Origin of the sequence: Fusobacterium sp. JB019 (assembly GCA_030673965.1) — a bacterium.
GTDB lineage: Bacteria > Fusobacteriota > Fusobacteriia > Fusobacteriales > Fusobacteriaceae > Fusobacterium_B.
In genome coordinates this window covers 1-17,708 of the sequence record JAUTCN010000010.1, presented here as the reverse complement: position 1 = coordinate 17,708, position 17,708 = coordinate 1, and the positions used below count along the sequence as shown (strand labels likewise).

Genomic DNA, 17,708 nt, shown 5'->3' with positions numbered 1-17,708 from the left:
AATCCCTCCTTTATTTTAATATTAATTTTAATATACATTTTTTCATAAAGTTAACTTCATAATCTATATCTATTTTATTTACTAACTTTTCGGTTTCTTCCACACTTACAATTACACTCTTACTAACTGCTGGAACAACAACATTTTCATAATAAGTATCCACTAAACCACTTATCATCCCTACATATCTTTCTATTTCTTCTTCTTTAGTTATATCTATTTGCTCTTTATATTTATTTAAAATTAATCTTACAAAGTTTCCTCGTCTCAAACGCAAAGAAAATAATTCTTCTCTAACTTCTTTTTCTAAATCTTCTCTACATTCAAATAATTTCATCATTATAATAAAAAATTCAGGATCTTCTATGGGTACTCTAGTAACATTGTAAGAATATTTTTCAAAGGCATTAGTTAATGAAATTTCATTTTTTAAAATCAACTGATTTTTTTCTTTAATATTTGATATTTTATCTAATACTAAAGCTATAACTAATTCACTTTTTGATTTAAAATAAGTATAAAAACTTCCTTTAGCTATCCCCACTTCATTTGTTATTTCTTGAACACTAGTCTTTTTATAACCTCTTTCAATTATTATTTTTCTAGCTGCTGCCATAATTTCCTTTTTTCTTATCTCTCTTTTCATAAAATCTCCTCAAAACATAATTGACCATTCAGTCATTTTTTATTCAAGGTAGTATACAACAGAATGACCCGTAAGTCAACTTTTTTTTATTTTTTCACTTACATATTTTATATAAATTATTCTATCTTTTCAACTCCATAAAATTTTTTATACTCCAAAAAGTTTTTTATAAATATTTCTATAAAATTATACCAATTTAATTTTTTAAATTTATGATATCTTCTGCTTTTTTGTATAAAAAAACTACAGACAAAATCAATTGTCTGTAGTCTAAAACTATTTTTATTTATCACTTTTATTCATATAGAGGAAATTTTAAACAAAGTTCTCTAACTTCTTCTCTAATTTCTTTTAATCTAACTTCATCATTTATATTATTCACTACATCTATTATAAAGTTAGCTATTCTTTCCATTTCTTTTTCTTTCATTCCTCTAGAAGTCATTGCTGGAGATCCTATTCTAATACCACTTGTCACCATTGGTTTCTCTGTATCAAAAGGAATTCCATTTTTATTAACTGTTATTCCTGCTATTCCTAATGCTTTTTCTACAATCTTTCCTGTAAGTCCTTTTTCACATTTAACGTCTATAAGTACAAGATGATTATCTGTTCCTCCACTTACAACTCTTAATCCACCATCATTTAAAACTTTTGCTAATATTTTTGCATTTTTTACTACTTGAGTTTGATATTCTTTAAATTCTGGTTTTAATGCTTCACCAAACGCAACAGCTTTAGCTGCTATGATATGCATTAATGGCCCACCTTGAAGCCCTGGAAAAACAGCTTTATTTATTTTTTTAGCTATCTCTTCATCGTTGGTCATTACAAGACCTCCACGAGTTCCTCTCAACGTCTTATGAGTTGTTGTTGTAACAACATGTGCATAAGGCATAGGTGTTGGATGTTCTCCTGTAGCTATAAGTCCCGCAATATGAGCTATGTCAACCATTAAATAAGCTCCCACTTTATCTGCCACTTCTCTAAATTTCTTGAAATCTATAGTTCTTGAATATGCACTAGCTCCTGCAACTATTAATTTAGGTTTTACTTCTAAAGCTATTCTTTCTAATTCTTCGTAATCTATAGTTTCAGTCTTTTTATCTACTCCATAAGAATAAACTTCATAATTTTTTCCTGAAAAATTTAGTTTCATTCCATGGCTTAAATGTCCGCCTTGATCTAGCTTCATCCCTAAAATTCTATCACCTAAATTTAATAGTGCCATGTATACCGCTGCATTTGCTTGAGATCCTGAATGTGGTTGAACATTCACATAATTTACATTAAATAATTTTTTAGCTCTTTCAATAGCTAATTTTTCTACTATGTCTACACATTCACACCCTCCATAATATCTTTTATCAGGATATCCCTCTGCATACTTATTTGTCATCACACAACCTGCTGCTTCTAAAATGGATTCCGAAACAAAGTTCTCCGAAGCTATAAGCTCAATACCTTCATTCTGTCTCTTTCTTTCTGCTTCAATAGCATTGTAAACTTCTTTGTCATTTTTTAATAAGTTTTCTAAGTTTCTCATTTGCTCCTCCTTGTTTCTATCCTATTTTTATATTTAATTTTAAATTAATAAAATTTCAAGCATTCTACCATATTTTTTTTAAAATTACAATTATTTTATGAATATTTTTAATTTCATTACACCAAAAAAACTAAATTGAGAATCAACAACTAGTTTATCTACTGATTTTATGTTTAAAGGAACAAACACTTTTATCCCTTTATTTTCAACTACTATCAAATTTTCTACTCCTGAATATTTTTTTAACTCTTCTTCTTTTAAAAATTCTCCTTGAATTTCTTCTTGACATCCAACTCAGCCAAATTTTACTTCAACTTTACTTAAAATAATTCCTTGAAATTTTTTCTTTTTCATAAACTCTAAAACTTTTCCTGTTATTTCCATAAAATCCTCCTTATTTATTTTTTTTCAAAATAGATACAGCTTCTTTTTTATCTATTTCAATATTTTCAAACATATTTTTATCTATTTTTCTATTTAAATTAATCAAATTTTCATTTCCACCATTTTTTATTAAAATATCTTCAAATTGAGCTTTAGGACTAAAATTATATCTGATTTTCATATATAAACAATATTGTTCATAAAAATCTTTATTGTTATTTGTTTTTAATATTTTTCTATATAAATCTTTATATTCTTTTTTATTAGTTTTCTTATCCATTGATAATTTTAATATATATCCTCCTTCTCCTAAAGCTATGAAAAAAAGTATAATTAAAAATAAATCTTTTTTAGTACCTTTAGTCTTTTTAGTTTTTTCTAAAACACTTGAAATTATAATTTCTTTTTTCATTTCTTTATCAAAATTAGAATCTTTATGATTTATTAAAGAATTATTTTCTTTTAAAGACATCATATTTTTTTCATAATCTTTGTCATTATAAGTACCTGTTACCACTATCTCTTTAGATGGAATTTTAAAAACCTTGTACTTCTTTTCTTTCGTATCAAAATATGGAATTCTAATTTCAGATATTTTTAATTTTCCTGTTTTTTTAGGAATAAATGCAATTTCAAAATCTTTTGTTGCATAATATTTATTTTTTATTATTTTCTCACTTTCATTTGAAACACTTGTATAAATATTAAAATTATTATTTTGTTCATTAATTATTTTTTCTAAATAATTTAAGTTAACATTTCCTGAAAAATTTATTTTTAAAGAAAAGCTTTCTCCTAACTTAACTTTATCAATTTTGTTCCATTTATATTTTCCTTCTAGTTCACCAATAACCATTTGAAAATTTTTAGGTTTCCCTTTTTCTGGAAGTGGTAAAATATTGACATTAATCTTTTTACCACCAAAAAACATAGCCTTAGAAGGTTCTATTCCAAAAAAATCATCTGTTGATTCTTCAACTTTTATTTTCCCCTCTTTTATTGTTTTTTTTCCTGTTGAATTTGCCTCTAAAATATTTTCTATTAATTTTATTTCTACTTTTTCTTTCCCATTTTCTACAACTCTTTTAGTTAAAGGATATCCATTGTTATCTCTTTTTGTTATATCTTTTACCGTAAATCCCTCAAAACTAGGTTGAACTATATACCCATAACTTCTTAATGAAGTTCTTATATTAAGTTTCTCAAAATAAGGTATTTTTTCTCCAAAATAATAATTCTTATTCAGTTTTTTTATATTTAAAGATACCTTCTTACTTATTAAATTATTATTGGAATTATTTATAGAATCTTTTTTTACTTCTATCCTTAATCTATTAGATTTTAATTGCCCTTTTACCCAAACACTTAAATCAAATTTACCTAATTTAGAAGGCATCACTGTATATATATCTGATTTTATTGATGTCTTTTTACCATTAATCCAAGAAGTTGAACTTCTACTACTCCTATACAAAACTTCAAAATTATTTATTCCATCTAAATAATAATTTTCTCTTTTCATATTTTTAAATTCCACTATAACTTTTATAGGATTATTTAAACCTGGACTATCATTATCTGTTGTCAATAATATTTCTGAAAAACTTAAAGTACTTATTAATAAAAACATTATTATTTTTAAAATCATAATTCATCTCCTACTTAATTTTACCATCTATTTTCTTCTCTATTATTTGTTAAATTTATTAATCTTTCATTATTTTTAAAAGCTTGTTTTTCACTTCCTTCTAATCTTTTTAAAACCATATTAATTTCTTCTTTTTCCCTATTTTCATCTTTGTTATTTTGACTTTGATTAATCTTCTTTTGTTTATTATTATTTGAGTCATCTTTTTTATCTAGCTTTTGCTGTCTTTGATTTTTCTGCTCATTTTTATTGTTTTCCGAATCTTGTTTTTTTTCATTTTTCTGCTCATTTTTTTGACTCTGATTTTGTTTATTTTTTCTATCCTTATTCTCTTGATTTTGATTTTTTTGTTCTTGATTCTTTTGCTCTTTTTGTTGATCTTTTTTTTGTTTATTTTTATTGACTTCCTTCAAAATAATTTCATAATTTTTCTTTATATTCATATCAGAATTTTTTATCATTTCTTTTTTATAAGATTCTAAAGCTTCTTTCAATTTTTCTTTATTATTTCTATTTTGAGATAATTTAACAAAAGAATTTCCATTTAAAAAATTTTTATTCCCTTTTCTTTTTAAAACTTCTAAATAATTTTTTGCTTCATAATCATTTATTATTAAATTATTTTTTATTACTTCACTTTTTTTTATAAAAAAAGCCTTCTCATAATATTTTTTCGCTTTTTTATATTCTTTTGTATAATAATATTTATTTCCTTTATTTATAAAATAATATGTTTTTACATTATCAAAAAAATATCCACAACTTAAAATTAAAATTATCCCAGAAATTAACGAATACATATTTTTATTCTTCATAACTTAATCTCCTATTAAAAAAATATCCAAATAATATAAAAATTATTCCAATTAATGTAAAATATTGATAATATTTTTGATAAATGCTTATTTTTTCATTGCTCAGTTTATCTTTATCAATATTTTTAATATCTGAAACAAATTCCTTACTATTATCATTCAAATTATTAACTTCATAATATTTTCCTTTACTTAAATTAGACAATTTTTTCAAAAAAGAAGTGTTTAATTTACTTACAACAATTGCTCCTTTTTTATTTTTAATAAAACCATTTCTTTTGCCATTCTTATAATCTGGTATAACTTCTCCTTTAGCAGTCCCTATTCCTATTGAATATACAATTATATTATTAGTTTTAACAAAATCAGCTACATCTTTTTCTTCTTCTCCACCATCTGAAACTATCAAGACTATTTTTTTTTCCGTATTTATCTCTTTAAAAGAATTATTTGCAATTTTCAAAGCATCTATTATCTTTGTTCCTCCACCAGAAATCAAATTTGTATCTATTGCATTTACATAATTTTCTCCTATTGAATAATCTTCTGTTAATGGCATTTGAATATAAGCACTATCTGAAAAAGGAATAATTCCTATTTTATCTCCCTTTATCCCTCTTAATATTTTTTTAATAACTCTTTTCCCTAGTTCTATCCTATTAGGGTATACATCTTCCACTAACATAGAACGTGATGTATCTACCAATATATATATATTGTTCCCTTCTACTTCTATTTCTTTTTCTTTTAATAATTTTTGAGGAGATAATAATGCAACACAAATTAAAATACTTCCAAAAATTATATTTATAATTTTTATAAAATAAATTTTTCTATCTCTTTCTATTCTTAATATTTTTAATACACTATTCCTTTTTTTCATTCCTAATATCATCAAAAATAAAATTAAAATAGGAAAAATAAAATAATATATATTTTCCAAATTTCCAAATTTCATTATTCCTCCTTAATTAAGGTAATCTTATAAATAGCAAAAATTCAAATAATATCCCTAAAGCAAGTAAAATTAATGCTCCTTTTAATAGTGGAATATAATATTCCTCTTTTGAATAAAATTCTCTTGCTTCTATTTTACTTTTTTCTAATTTATTTATTTCATTAAAAATTTTATTAAATTCATCAGCATCACTTGCTCTAAAGTATTTACCATTAGTTTCTTGAGCTATGTTTTTAAGTAAATTCTCATCTAATTGAGTATTTCTTAAAGTTCTTTTTCCTAAAAGTGTTGAAACCTGTATTTCTTTTGCACCTATACCTATTGTATATATTTTTATCCCCATTTTCTTTGCAAGTTTTGTTGCTTCTTTAGGACTAATACTCCCCGCATTATTCTCTCCATCTGTCATAAGAATAATAACTTTGGATTTTGCCTTAGAATCCTTCAGTCTATTTAAAGATACTCCTAATCCCATTCCGATAGCTGTCCTTTTATTACTCGTTATATCATCTATAGTTATTTTATCAACTGTTTCTTTAACCATTTGATTATCAAATGTTAGTGGTATTTTGGTATAGGCGTCCCCACCAAAAATAACTAACCCTAATCTATCATTCGGTCTTTTTTGTATAAATTTTTTTAACATTTCTTTAGATTTTTCTAATCTATTTGGTTTAAAATCTTCTTGAAGCATGGATAAAGATAAATCTAAAGAAATAACTATGTCAACACCATCTTTTTTTATTTTAGTTTCTTTTGATACTATTTGCGGCCTGGCTAAAGCTGCTATCATTAAAATCATTGAAATAAATATCAGATACTTTCCAATTAAATATTTTTTATTAAATAAAGAATATTTTTTAACTTTTTTTACACTGGGTATTGTTATTCCTATTTTTTTTCGCTTTTTAAAAAACAAATAAATAATAACAAGAATTAAAATAAAAAAATAAGGATTCTGAAATTTAAACATTTTTCATCTCTCCTTTCTCTTTTATTTTATTAAATATTTCTAAAGCTTTTTGTTTATAATAAGTCACTTCTTTTAATTTATTTTTTGAAAATTTATAATAGTCTAAAGATTTTATAAAATAAATATCATCTTCTGTTATATTTCCTATTTTTTTATAATTTCCTGCTAAAAAATTACTATTATATTTACTATCTATGTATTCTCTCAAAGCTATGCTTATTTCAAAATGAAATTTATCTAAACTTAGTTTATTTATTTTTCTTTGAAAAATTTCTTCATAGGATATTTCTCTTATTATTTTTTTTCTCTTTATAATTTTTAAAATTGAGAAAATAAAAAGAAAAATCCCTATAATTCCACTCAATAGTGTGAAAATTGGAAATTTAAGATTTTTTACTTCTTTATTACTTTTATCAGATAAATCCATATAAATATTTTTATCTTCCTTACCTAATGAACTTTTAATTTTTAAAATTATTTTATTATTTCCAATATTTATAATATTATCTCCTACTTTAAATGTTCTAAAAAATATATTATATCCTTCTTTATCTTTTTCTATTTTATCTACATGATAATCTTTAAACGCTTCTTTTATTTCATTTATATTACTATTTTTTATATTTAAACTTATTTTATCTCCTACATATATTTCCTTTGAAAAAGCTAAACTAAAAATAAATATAAAAATTATAAATATATTTTTCTTTCTACTTATCATAGTCTACCCCTACCATTTCTTTTTTTAAAAAATTTGACTAAAGCCTTTATGTAATCTTCGTTTGTATAAATATCTAAAACATTTCTTATCTTCTTATCTTCAAGAAAAATATCTTTTTTAAAGTTTCCTACTGTAATTATTTCATCTGTTTCTGAATCTTTCAAATTAAATACTACTCCCTTAGGAAGTAATTTTAATTTTTCATCTAAAACCCTTACTGAAATTAAATCATGTTTTTTTGAAGTTATTCTCATCACTTTCTCATAATCATCATCTAAAAAATCAGAAATCAAAAAAACTATTCCTCTTCTTTTTTGGATTTTATTAAAATAATTTAAAACTTGTATTATATTTGTTCCCTTACTACTAGGTTCTATTTTCAATATTTCCTCTATTATTGATAAAGCATGATTTTTCCCTTTTCCTAGCTTTATAACTTTTTCAATTTTATCACTAAAAAATATAGCTCCAAATCTATCATTATTTTTATCTGCACTAAAAACTAAAGTTGCTATAAGTTGCGTTATCAAATCTTTCTTAGAAGTGAAACTATTTGAAAAAGATATATCTATTAATAAATACATAGAAAGCTCTCTTTCTTCTTGATATTCCTTAACATAAGTTTTTCTTTGCCTTGCACTTGTTTTCCAATCTATTCTTTTTATATCATCCCCTAGTTCATATTTTCTTATATCTGAAAATTCCATCCCGTTACCTTTAAAACAAGAATGATATTTCCCTATAAATAAATCTTCTGCTAAAGCAGATGTTTTTACATCTATTTTTTTTATTTTTTTTAAAAGTTCTTTTCTAGTCATCTTCCCCTCCTTTTAAACTAATATTTTTAGTTCTTAAATTTTCTATGGAAGATCAACTGATTCTATTATTCCCATAATTATTTCTTCAACTGTTTTCTCATCAGCTTCTGCTTCATAAGATAATAATATTCTATGACGAAGTACATCATATATAACTTTTTTAATATCTCCTGGCATTACAAAATCTCTTCCTTCTAAAAAAGCATTAGCCTTAGCAGCCTTTACAAGAGCTATACTTGCTCTAGGAGATGCTCCACATAAAATATATTCTGATTTTTCTCTTGTTTTAAAAACAAGATTTAAAATATATTCTTTTAACTTTTCATCAATATGAATTTTTTTCACTTGTTCTTTCAAGTCTTTTAATTTTTCTTTTGTTAATATTTCTTTTAATTCTATATTATCAAAATCTTTATCTTCTGTTATCAAATTTAAAAATGCCATCTCTTCATTTTTAGATGGATATTCCACCTTAACCTTCATTAAAAATCTATCTTGTTGAGCTTCTGGTAAAGGATATGTCCCGTCCTGTTCTATTGGATTTTGTGTAGCTAAAACAACAAAAGGTTTTTCTAATTTAAAAGTTTCATTTGAAATTGTTACTTGTTTTTCTTGCATCGCTTCTAAAAGAGCAGCTTGAACCTTAGCAGGAGCTCTATTTATTTCATCAGCTAAAATTATATTAGCAAACAATGGGCCTTTTTTAGTATAAAATTCTCCTGTCTTTTCATTGTAGATTTCTGTTCCAATAATATCACTAGGCAATAAGTCTGGTGTAAATTGTATTCTTGAAAATTTCAAGCCTAAAGTCTTAGAAATAGTATTTACCGTCAAAGACTTAGCTAGGCCTGGTAACCCCTCTAGTAAAATATGACTTTCTGTTAAAATTCCAATTAAAACTTTATCTATCATACCTTTCTGTCCTATAACTTTTTTACCTATTTCATTTCTTAACAGTAGTATTGCTTCTTTATTCTCCAATTTTATGCCTCCTAAAATATATTTAATTTATATGATTTTAAAATCCAAGATTTTAGACGACTACTTTCTAGTTTTTGTTGATTTTTTCTTTAAAACTTTTAGGAATTCTACTCACTCTTTTTCTTTCATAATCAAATGCCATCATTTTAGTAGAACCTTTTAATACTATTTCTTCTTTTTTATCTTTTATTTCGTAAAATATTTCAAAATCAATTTTACCTAATTTTACTTCTTTAATAAAACATAATAACTCTTCTCCTAAAATTACTTCTTTTAAATAGTAAACATGAGATTCTAATTGAATAGTTCCTTTTCCTTCTCCAATATTAATTTCATCTAGCTCTAAATAATTTAGCCATTCCATTCTTGTTTGTTGAAATATTACCAAAGCTCTTTCATTTCCCATATGACCGCCATAATTTATATCATCTATTCTCACTTTATAATTAGTACTAAACATTTTACACCTTCCTTATTTTGTTTTTTTTATAGTATAACACTTTATTTTATTTTCTTTAAATTTTTAAAAAAAAATGTTATGATATCTTTAAAATAAAATAAATTTAAAAGGAGATTTAAAATGATTGATGACGTGTATAATTATCCACTTTATAGACCACCTAGTGAAGCTTATAGTTTAATAATCCAAATTACTTTAGGATGTTCCCATAATAAATGTACTTTTTGTAACATGTACAAAGGTAAACAATTTATAATTAAACCTTTTGATCAAATAAAAGCTGAAATTGATTTTTTTAGAAAACAAATTAGTTATATTGATAAAATCTTTTTAGCTGATGGAGACGCTCTTATTATGAAAACTGAAAGTCTTGTTAAAATTTTAAAATATATAAATTTAAAATTTCCAGAAGTTAAAAGAATTTCTCTATATGCTAGTCCTAGATCTATACTTTTAAAAACAGAAGAAGAATTAAAACAAATTAGAGAACTCGGCGTTTCTCTCGTTTATATAGGGCTTGAAAGTGGAGATAATGAAACTTTAAAAGAAATTAAAAAAGGAGCTACTGCTGAAGAGATTACAGAAGCTTCCTTAAAAATGAAAAAATTAGGATTCCAACTTTCCGTAACTGTAATTGCTGGAATTTTAGGTAATCAGGATAGTACTAACCATGCTATTAATACTGGAAAAGTTATAAGTAAAATCATTCCAGAATATTTAGGGATCCTTTGTTTAGTTGTCCACCCTGAAACAGATATCGATATTAGATGTAAAAAAGGAGAATTTATAGAAGCTTCTGGAGATCAAATAATGGAAGAAATTAAGATGATTATTGAGAATATAAATATCCCTAAAAATGAAAAAATTATTTTTAGATCAAACCATGCTTCTAACTACTTAAATCTTAGAGGAAATCTTCCTGAAGATAAGGAAGAACTTTTAGAAGAAATTAATTATGCTCTATCAAATGACTATATCAGAAAAAGAAATGAAAAATATTTAAAATATAGTAGAAATGGCTTCTAAAACCTTACTATTCTTTGATTGACAAAGATTAAATTACATTATATAATGAGAACAGAAGATAATCGGTAAAATCATTGAAAAGTGATGACACAAAGCTATAGGGTCTAAGTTACTTAGGTAATATGACAGCCAGTTGCTTTAGGTTTATACCTAAATTATTGGCTATAATGTTCCTGGTGTAATACGATAGCCAGTTGCAATTCTTACTAACTATTAAGAATTTTTTATAAAAAATTAGGAGGATTGTAAAATGAAAAAAACATTATTAGGACTATTTTTAGGATTATCAGTTATGTCGATGGCAGCAGAAGTTAAAGTAGGAGAAAATGTTAGTGGAGATTTAAATATTAATGCTAATGTTATCGCACCTTTATCAATTGCAGAAGAACAGGCTATGGATTTTGGAGACATTGTTTTAGGAGAAAAAGCTACTTCTACTACACCTGGTAAAATGACAGTTACAGGAGCTGCTGGAAACAGTGTTACTATTTCTTTTCCTGATACAACGACTATTTCAAGAGTTGGTGTTGATAATTCCACTGCTACAGTTAATTTAACTTCTTTAAAAAATGGTATCGCACAAACATTGGATGATGAGGGACATTTAACTGAAGTTATCAATGGGGTTATTGATAAAGGTCAAACCACTAAAACTGGTGTCCATACTGGTACTGTTACTGTTTCTGTTATGTATAACTAAAATTTTAAATTTAGAAACTAGTAAAAGATTATCTTGAAAGAGGTGTATAATATACACCTCTTTCTTTTTTAAAAAAAACAACTTCCTTTTCTTGAGATTTGACAAATATCTTTTTATATACTAAAATTAAGTATATAAGAATTAAGTTAAAATTACTTTAAACAAAAAATTATACAACAATATTTTTATAGTTTTTACTCACTATTTATTTAAAATCAGGAGGTTTAATTATGAAAAAGACTTTGTTATTAATATTTTTAAGCTTGTCAGCTCTTACTCTAGCAGCAAATGAAGTTGAAGTAGGTACTGAGGTAAAAGGAGATTTGAAAATAAATGCTAACGTTCTTGCTCCTTTGTCAATTAAAGAATCACAATCTATGGAATTTGGAGATATTATCATAGGTAAACAAGCTGATTCTACAACTGATGGTAGTATGCTTGTTGAAGGAGCTCCAGGAAATAATGTTATAGTTACTGTTCCTGACTCTACTACCATTGAAAGAGTTGGAGTTAGTGGTTCTACTGCTACTGTTACTTTAACGTCTGAACATAATGATGTGGCTCAAACTTTAGATGCAGATGGTAATTTGACTCAAACTATTTCTGGAAATATAGCTGAAGGAGAAACTACTAAAGCTGGGGAACATACTGGTTCTGTGACTATTTCTGTTAAATATAATTAATCATATTAACGAAAATAAAAAGGGTACATATTTTGTACCCTTTTTATTTTCATTAATATTGACAAACTCTCTATATAAATATATAATTATGTTATTATATATTTATATTACTTAAGGAGGAATTTTAATATGAAAAAAATAATGTTTTTTATATTTTCTAGCTTGATTTTTGCAAAAAATATAGATACTAAAACTTCCGTTATTAATACTTTAAACATTAATGCAAATATTATTGCTAATTTAACAATTGTTAATAATGGAATGGAATTTAATGATATTCCTCTTGCATCAGATGCTGTTGCTTTTACAAATGTAAATATTAATGGCTCCGTTGGATCTCAAAATACTGTTACTGTTAAAATTCCTAAAACAGTTCCAATGAGAGATGGAGAAAAAACTATGATTTTAAACCTTTCTTCAGAAAAAACTGAAAAAATAATTTTAGATGAAAATGGTCAAGCTAAAATAAATATAAAAGGTGTCCTTCATGCTGCAGATACTACAGTTATTGGAGATTATGCTGGAACTTTTGATATTTCTGTTAAATATGATTAATATTTTAAAGGGAGGACTATGAAAAAATTTTATATTTTTATTTTATTAACAATTTCTACTAACCTATTAGCAAGAAATACTATTGAAATAATTAACACAAAACCTGTTATAACTTCCCAAGTAGAAGTTCATGCTAAAATTGTTCCTATTTTCAATATAAAGCAAACTAAACCTCTTGAATTTAAACAACTTTTATCTAATATGACCGTAGAAAAAGACCAAATTATAACTATAACAGATAAATATAATGCTCCTATTCAATTTATTTTTCCTGCTGAAGCGGAAATAAAAACAGAAACAAATAAAAAAATGGTAGTTAAATTAAATTCTCCAGAAGAAATGGCTAAATTTATAAACGCTAATGGTTCTAGAGATATTATAGTTAGAGGAAGTATTACTAGTGAAAATAACAACCAAGGAATTTATAAAGGTAGTGCTACATTTAAAATAAAATATGATTAAAATAAATAAAGAATAGCGAGGACACCTCCTCGCTATTCTTTATTTATTTTAATTCAATATACCTAACCTTTTTATTTTCTAACAACTCCTTGAGCTGCTGCTATTTTAGCAATTAAAACTCTATAAGGAGAGCAAGACACATAATCAAGACCTATTTTATTACAAAACTCTACACTACTTGGCTCTCCACCATGTTCTCCACAAATTCCAAGTTTTATATTTTCTTTAATAGTTCTGGCTTTTTTTATAGCCAATTTCATTAATTCTCCGACACCTTCTTGATCAAGACTTACAAATGGATCTTTCTCAAATATTCCTTTTTCAACATACTCTTTAATAAATTTACCCGCATCATCTCTTGAAAAACCGAAAGTTATCTGAGTTAAATCATTAGTTCCAAAACTAAAGAAATCTGCTTTTTTAGCTATCTCATCAGCTGTAATACAAGCTCTTGGAACTTCTATCATGGTTCCTAATTTATAATCTAATCTTTGTCCCTTTTCTTTAAAAATATTCTCAATAACCTTTTCTATTCTTTCTCTTAAATATCCTAATTCTTTATCTGAACCTACTAAAGGTATCATTATCTCAGGATTTACTTCTATTCCATTTGATTTAACTTCTAAAGCTGAATCTATAATGGCTTTTGCCTGCATTTCATACAATTCTGGATAAGTTATTCCTAATCTACATCCTCTATGTCCTAACATAGGGTTTACTTCATGAAGAGATTCTAATCTTTCTTTTATTTCTTCTAATTCTATATTCATCAATTTTGATAATTTTTTCATTTCTTCTTCTGTTTTTGGTAAAAATTCATGTAAAGGAGGATCTATTAATCTAACTGTAACTGGTTTTCCTTCCATAATTTCAAAAATTTCAAAGAAATCTTTCTTTTGGAAAGGATAAATTTTATCAATAGCTACCTTTCTTTCCTTAGAAGTATTTGAAACTATCATTTCTCTAACTGACCATATTTTTTCTTCAGCAAAAAACATATGTTCTGTCCTACAAAGTCCTATTCCCTCTGCTCCAAATTTTATTCCTGTAGCACAATCTTTAGGAGTATCTGCATTCATTCTAATTTGTAGTCTTCTTATTTCATCAACCCAAGAAATAAATTTTTCAAAAGCACCTGATAATTCTATATCTGTTTTTTCAATATCTCCTAAATAAACTTTTCCTGATGAACCATCAATAGAAATAATATCTCCTTCTTTTATAACTAATCCTCTTGTCTCTAATTCTTTTTTTTCTTCATTTATAGTAATTTCACTACAACCACTTACGCAACATTTCCCCATTCCTCTAGCAACAACAGCAGCATGAGATGTCATCCCTCCACGAATTGTCAAAATTCCTTCTGCGATATTCATCCCTTCTATATCTTCTGGAGAGGTTTCTATTCTTACTAATATACCCTTTTTAACTTTTTTTAAACATTCACAATCAAAACATACTTTTCCTGATGCAGCTCCTGGAGAAGCAGCAAGACCTTCAGCTACTAATTTAGCATTTCTCAATCCTTCTTCAGAAAAATTTTTATGTAATAATTGTTCAACATTCTTAGGATCAATTCTTAAAATAGCCTCTTCTTTAGTTATCAACCCTTCTTCAACCATATCAACTGCAATATTTATACTCGCTTTTGAAGTTCTTTTACCATTTCTAGTTTGCAACATATAAAATTTTCCTCTTTCTATTGTAAATTCCATATCTTGCATATCTTTATAGTGCTTTTCTAATATTTTACAAATATTTAAAAATTCCTCATATATTTCAGGCATTATTTCTTTCAATGTTTCTATTTTTTGAGGAGTTCTTATTCCTGCAACTACATCTTCTCCTTGAGCATTCATCAAGTATTCTCCAAATATTTCTTTTGTTCCCGTAGCTGGATTTCTTGTAAATGCGACTCCTGTTCCTGAAGTATCTCCCATATTACCAAATACCATTGCTTGAACATTTACAGCAGTCCCTTTTATTCCTTTTATTTCATTTAACTCTCTATAAATTATTGCTCTTGAATTATTCCATGAACTAAATACTGCTCTAACGGCATCTAATAATTGTTCTAGTGGTTCTGTAGGAAATTCTTCACCTATTTCTCTAATATATAAATCTTTATATCTTTTTACAACGTCTTTCAAATCTTCTGTTGTCAATTCCAAATCCGTAATAATATTTTTTTCTTCTTTTACTTTATCCATAATAATATCAAACTTATATTTAGGAACCTCTTTTACAACATCTCCAAACATTTGAATAAATCTTCTATAAGAATCCCAAGCTGCTCTTTCATTATTTATCATTTCGCTAAGCGCTTCAACTGTTTTATCATTAAGTCCTAAATTTAAAACTGTATCCATCATTCCTGGCATTGATACTGCTGCTCCAGAACGAACTGAAACTAATAAAGGATTTTCTCCATAACCAAATGTTTTTCCTGTTTCATTTTCTAATTTTTTTATATTTAACAATATTTCTTCTTTTAACTCCGTCCAAATTTTTTGATCTTGATTATAAAATTCAGAACATGCATCTGTTGAAATTGTAAATCCTCCAGGTACTGGAAGACCTATATTAGTCATTTCTGCTAAATTAGCTCCTTTACCACCTAACAAATCCCTCATTGTCTTGTTTCCTTCGTTAAAAAAATAAATAAATTTTTTCATTTGTATTAGCCTCCTAAAGCTTATTATAAAATTAAATTTTAAAGCACACCTTGTTCCTTCATTATTTCAACTATAACTTGAGCTGTCTCTTCTATAGCTTTTTCTGAAACATCAATTATAGGACACCCTATCTTTTTCATAATCTTTTCAGCATATTCTAATTCTTCTATTATTCTACCTAGAGAAGAATAAGTAGAACCATTTTTTACTCCAATACATTTTATTCTTTCTTTTCTTATTTTATTTAACATTTCAACAGAATTAGTTAATCCTATTATCCTTTTTTTTGAAATTTCATATAATTCTTTTGGAGGTTCCACTTCTGGAACCAAAGGTATATTAAGAACTTTTATATGAACTTTATTCGCTAAATAAATACTTAAAGGAGTTTTTGAAGTTCTTGATATTCCAATAAGTATCAAATCTGCATCATGAAGCATTCTACTATCTTTACCATCATCAAACTTAACAGCAAACTCAATAGCATCCACACGATTAAAATATTCTTCATCTAAAACTCTAAACTTACCAGACTCTCTTTTAGGATCTTTTCCTATTTGTATTTTAAGAGAATTTAAAAGAGGATTTAATAAATCTGAATATTGAATTCCTTTAGAATCACAAAATTCTTTAGCTTTTTCTACAACCTCTAAATTAACCAACGTGAATAGCATAAAGACATTAGAATACTCTTTTATTTTCCCAAATTCTCTATTTAAAGCTTTTAAATCGGAAACATGTCTATGCTTTATTAAATTATAATTAGAACTTTCTAGTTCAAATTGACTCAAAGCACATCTTACAACTTGTTCACCAGATTCTCCAAAAGAATCTGAAAATATATGAATATTAAGCTTTTCCATTTTCACCATCCCTCAAGTTTTCTTTATCTAGACTTATTCTACGACAATTTAGAGAAAAATGCAATAAAATATTAAAAAAAAATCAAATTTAGATTAATAAATACTCAAAATATATTTCAGGATATTTTATTATTGACAAATTCCTTGTTTTTTGCATGCTGTACTTTTTAAAATCATATTGACTTTTATTTGTTTTTATATTAAAGTCTAATTATAGTTTATATCAATTTAAAAGGAGTTTTATTTATGACATTTTTAAACAAAGAAAAGATAATAAACATCGTAAAATCTTTATCTTATTATGATATTATAAAGGACACTGCTGCACATGATTCTTACGGAACACCAACAATAGCTCAATTAAATTTAGAAAATGGAAATTTAGAATTCATACACAGTGAAAAAGCTACAGGTCTTCTATTATTTAAAATAGATGCCGATGAAGGAATGGAAGATTTAAACAGTTTAACTTCAGACGAATTAAAAGCTCTCGAACTAGAAAACACTACTCCTGAAGATATCTATAAAGCATATGCAGATGATATGACTTTCTACTGTAACGAATTTGATTGGAACGAAATAAATGAAGCATTAACTAGCTTATACAATGATTAAATTAAAAAGAGCTGTAAATAACAGCTCTTTTTGTTTATTCTTTAATTGTATGTGCATATAACCCATTTAATATCATTGTTAAAGCTCCATCTCCTGTTACATTACAGGCAGTACCAAAACTATCTTGAAGAGCAAAAACTGTTAGCATTAAAGCTACTCCTGTATCATCAAAACCTAAC

At 25.7% G+C, this 17,708-nt stretch carries 20 protein-coding genes and 1 riboswitch; of the genes, 6 read left to right on the top strand and 14 right to left on the bottom strand.

From position 1 onward, the window contains the following. Positions 1-10 precede the first annotated feature (10 nt). The 11 genes from Q7K47_07495 to Q7K47_07445 form a co-directional block, all read right to left on the bottom strand. Positions 11-646 (bottom strand): helix-turn-helix domain-containing protein, encoded by a 636-nt coding sequence (locus Q7K47_07495; GenBank protein MDP0507044.1) that lies wholly within the window; start codon positions 644-646, stop codon positions 11-13. A gap of 295 nt (positions 647-941) precedes the next feature. After that, positions 942-2,192, bottom strand: coding sequence for a serine hydroxymethyltransferase (gene glyA / locus Q7K47_07490; protein MDP0507043.1), 1,251 nt, complete (start codon positions 2,190-2,192; stop codon positions 942-944). A 90-nt stretch (positions 2,193-2,282) separates the two neighbouring features. Next, positions 2,283-2,411 carry a hypothetical protein gene (locus tag Q7K47_07485; GenBank protein ID MDP0507042.1) on the bottom strand — a complete coding sequence of 43 codons (129 nt, stop codon included), beginning with the start codon at positions 2,409-2,411 and terminating at the stop codon, positions 2,283-2,285. Between the two features lie 175 nt (positions 2,412-2,586). Next, positions 2,587-4,224 carry a BatD family protein gene (locus Q7K47_07480; protein MDP0507041.1) on the bottom strand — a complete coding sequence of 546 codons (1,638 nt, stop codon included), beginning with the start codon at positions 4,222-4,224 and terminating at the stop codon, positions 2,587-2,589. Positions 4,225-4,244: 20 nt separating this feature from the next. Beyond that, positions 4,245-5,039, bottom strand: coding sequence for a hypothetical protein (locus Q7K47_07475; GenBank protein MDP0507040.1), 795 nt, complete (start codon positions 5,037-5,039; stop codon positions 4,245-4,247). Next, positions 5,029-5,997, bottom strand: coding sequence for a VWA domain-containing protein (locus Q7K47_07470; protein MDP0507039.1), 969 nt, complete (start codon positions 5,995-5,997; stop codon positions 5,029-5,031). The genes Q7K47_07475 and Q7K47_07470 overlap by 11 nt, the downstream gene beginning before the upstream one ends. Before the next feature lie 13 nt (positions 5,998-6,010). Further along, positions 6,011-6,970 (bottom strand): VWA domain-containing protein, encoded by a 960-nt coding sequence (locus Q7K47_07465; protein ID MDP0507038.1) that lies wholly within the window; start codon positions 6,968-6,970, stop codon positions 6,011-6,013. Next, positions 6,963-7,691 carry a hypothetical protein gene (locus Q7K47_07460; protein ID MDP0507037.1) on the bottom strand — a complete coding sequence of 243 codons (729 nt, stop codon included), beginning with the start codon at positions 7,689-7,691 and terminating at the stop codon, positions 6,963-6,965. Before Q7K47_07460 ends, Q7K47_07465 begins: the two co-directional genes overlap by 8 nt. After that, positions 7,688-8,509, bottom strand: coding sequence for a DUF58 domain-containing protein (locus tag Q7K47_07455; GenBank protein ID MDP0507036.1), 822 nt, complete (start codon positions 8,507-8,509; stop codon positions 7,688-7,690). Before Q7K47_07455 ends, Q7K47_07460 begins: the two co-directional genes overlap by 4 nt. Positions 8,510-8,551: 42 nt before the next feature. After that, positions 8,552-9,490 (bottom strand): MoxR family ATPase, encoded by a 939-nt coding sequence (locus Q7K47_07450; GenBank protein ID MDP0507035.1) that lies wholly within the window; start codon positions 9,488-9,490, stop codon positions 8,552-8,554. Between the two features lie 67 nt (positions 9,491-9,557). Next, on the bottom strand, positions 9,558-9,950 hold the full coding sequence (locus Q7K47_07445; protein MDP0507034.1) for a thioesterase family protein: 393 nt from the start codon (positions 9,948-9,950) through the stop codon (positions 9,558-9,560). Positions 9,951-10,070: 120 nt separating this feature from the next. Here Q7K47_07445 and Q7K47_07440 point away from each other — a divergent pair, with 120 nt between their 5' ends. The 5 genes from Q7K47_07440 to Q7K47_07420 all read left to right on the top strand — a co-directional run bounded on the left by Q7K47_07440 (position 10,071) and on the right by Q7K47_07420 (position 13,376). Then, the gene (locus Q7K47_07440) at positions 10,071-10,976 is read left to right on the top strand and encodes a radical SAM protein (GenBank protein MDP0507033.1); all 906 of its coding nucleotides are present in this window, start codon (positions 10,071-10,073) and stop codon (positions 10,974-10,976) included. A gap of 54 nt (positions 10,977-11,030) precedes the next feature. Beyond that, positions 11,031-11,117: riboswitch (cyclic di-GMP riboswitch) on the top strand. A gap of 109 nt (positions 11,118-11,226) precedes the next feature. Further along, positions 11,227-11,676, top strand: a complete 450-nt coding sequence (locus Q7K47_07435; GenBank protein ID MDP0507032.1) for a DUF4402 domain-containing protein — start codon at positions 11,227-11,229, stop codon at positions 11,674-11,676. A 230-nt stretch (positions 11,677-11,906) separates the two neighbouring features. Continuing rightward, positions 11,907-12,359: a DUF4402 domain-containing protein gene (locus Q7K47_07430; protein MDP0507031.1), complete on the top strand. Its 453-nt coding sequence runs from the start codon at positions 11,907-11,909 to the stop codon at positions 12,357-12,359. Between the two features lie 129 nt (positions 12,360-12,488). Then, positions 12,489-12,914, top strand: a complete 426-nt coding sequence (locus Q7K47_07425) for a DUF4402 domain-containing protein (protein ID MDP0507030.1) — start codon at positions 12,489-12,491, stop codon at positions 12,912-12,914. Between the two features lie 18 nt (positions 12,915-12,932). Further along, a complete protein-coding gene (locus Q7K47_07420; protein ID MDP0507029.1) occupies positions 12,933-13,376 on the top strand; it encodes a hypothetical protein in 444 nt (147 codons plus the stop codon). Positions 13,377-13,447: 71 nt separating this feature from the next. On the opposite strand, the gene ppdK is transcribed toward Q7K47_07420, so the two are convergent. Further along, a complete protein-coding gene (gene ppdK, locus Q7K47_07415; GenBank protein MDP0507028.1) occupies positions 13,448-16,051 on the bottom strand; it encodes a pyruvate, phosphate dikinase in 2,604 nt (867 codons plus the stop codon). Between the two features lie 38 nt (positions 16,052-16,089). Next, positions 16,090-16,914, bottom strand: a complete 825-nt coding sequence (locus Q7K47_07410) for a pyruvate, water dikinase regulatory protein (GenBank protein MDP0507027.1) — start codon at positions 16,912-16,914, stop codon at positions 16,090-16,092. A gap of 246 nt (positions 16,915-17,160) precedes the next feature. On the opposite strand from Q7K47_07410, the gene Q7K47_07405 reads away from it, so the two are divergent. Next, positions 17,161-17,529: a hypothetical protein gene (locus tag Q7K47_07405; protein MDP0507026.1), complete on the top strand. Its 369-nt coding sequence runs from the start codon at positions 17,161-17,163 to the stop codon at positions 17,527-17,529. Between the two features lie 34 nt (positions 17,530-17,563). Here the strand turns inward: Q7K47_07405 and Q7K47_07400 are convergent. Then, positions 17,564-17,708: cation:dicarboxylase symporter family transporter (locus Q7K47_07400; protein ID MDP0507025.1), on the bottom strand; the 145-nt coding region annotated here is incomplete at its 5' end.

Bases quoted from the DNA above. Each gene is read 5' to 3' on its own strand.
- Q7K47_07495 (MDP0507044.1), bottom strand. From the start codon at position 646: ATGAAAAGAGAGATAAGAAAAAAGGAAATTATGGCAGCAGCTAGAAAA.
- glyA (MDP0507043.1), bottom strand. From the start codon at position 2,192: ATGAGAAACTTAGAAAACTTATTAAAAAATGACAAAGAAGTTTACAAT.
- Q7K47_07480 (MDP0507041.1), bottom strand. From the start codon at position 4,224: ATGATTTTAAAAATAATAATGTTTTTATTAATAAGTACTTTAAGTTTT.
- Q7K47_07475 (MDP0507040.1), bottom strand. From the start codon at position 5,039: ATGAAGAATAAAAATATGTATTCGTTAATTTCTGGGATAATTTTAATT.
- Q7K47_07470 (MDP0507039.1), bottom strand. From the start codon at position 5,997: ATGAAATTTGGAAATTTGGAAAATATATATTATTTTATTTTTCCTATT.
- Q7K47_07465 (MDP0507038.1), bottom strand. From the start codon at position 6,970: ATGTTTAAATTTCAGAATCCTTATTTTTTTATTTTAATTCTTGTTATT.
- Q7K47_07460 (MDP0507037.1), bottom strand. From the start codon at position 7,691: ATGATAAGTAGAAAGAAAAATATATTTATAATTTTTATATTTATTTTT.
- Q7K47_07455 (MDP0507036.1), bottom strand. From the start codon at position 8,509: ATGACTAGAAAAGAACTTTTAAAAAAAATAAAAAAAATAGATGTAAAA.
- Q7K47_07445 (MDP0507034.1), bottom strand. From the start codon at position 9,950: ATGTTTAGTACTAATTATAAAGTGAGAATAGATGATATAAATTATGGC.
- Q7K47_07440 (MDP0507033.1), top strand. From the start codon at position 10,071: ATGATTGATGACGTGTATAATTATCCACTTTATAGACCACCTAGTGAA.
- Q7K47_07435 (MDP0507032.1), top strand. From the start codon at position 11,227: ATGAAAAAAACATTATTAGGACTATTTTTAGGATTATCAGTTATGTCG.
- Q7K47_07430 (MDP0507031.1), top strand. From the start codon at position 11,907: ATGAAAAAGACTTTGTTATTAATATTTTTAAGCTTGTCAGCTCTTACT.
- Q7K47_07425 (MDP0507030.1), top strand. From the start codon at position 12,489: ATGAAAAAAATAATGTTTTTTATATTTTCTAGCTTGATTTTTGCAAAA.
- Q7K47_07420 (MDP0507029.1), top strand. From the start codon at position 12,933: ATGAAAAAATTTTATATTTTTATTTTATTAACAATTTCTACTAACCTA.
- ppdK (MDP0507028.1), bottom strand. From the start codon at position 16,051: ATGAAAAAATTTATTTATTTTTTTAACGAAGGAAACAAGACAATGAGG.
- Q7K47_07410 (MDP0507027.1), bottom strand. From the start codon at position 16,914: ATGGAAAAGCTTAATATTCATATATTTTCAGATTCTTTTGGAGAATCT.
- Q7K47_07405 (MDP0507026.1), top strand. From the start codon at position 17,161: ATGACATTTTTAAACAAAGAAAAGATAATAAACATCGTAAAATCTTTA.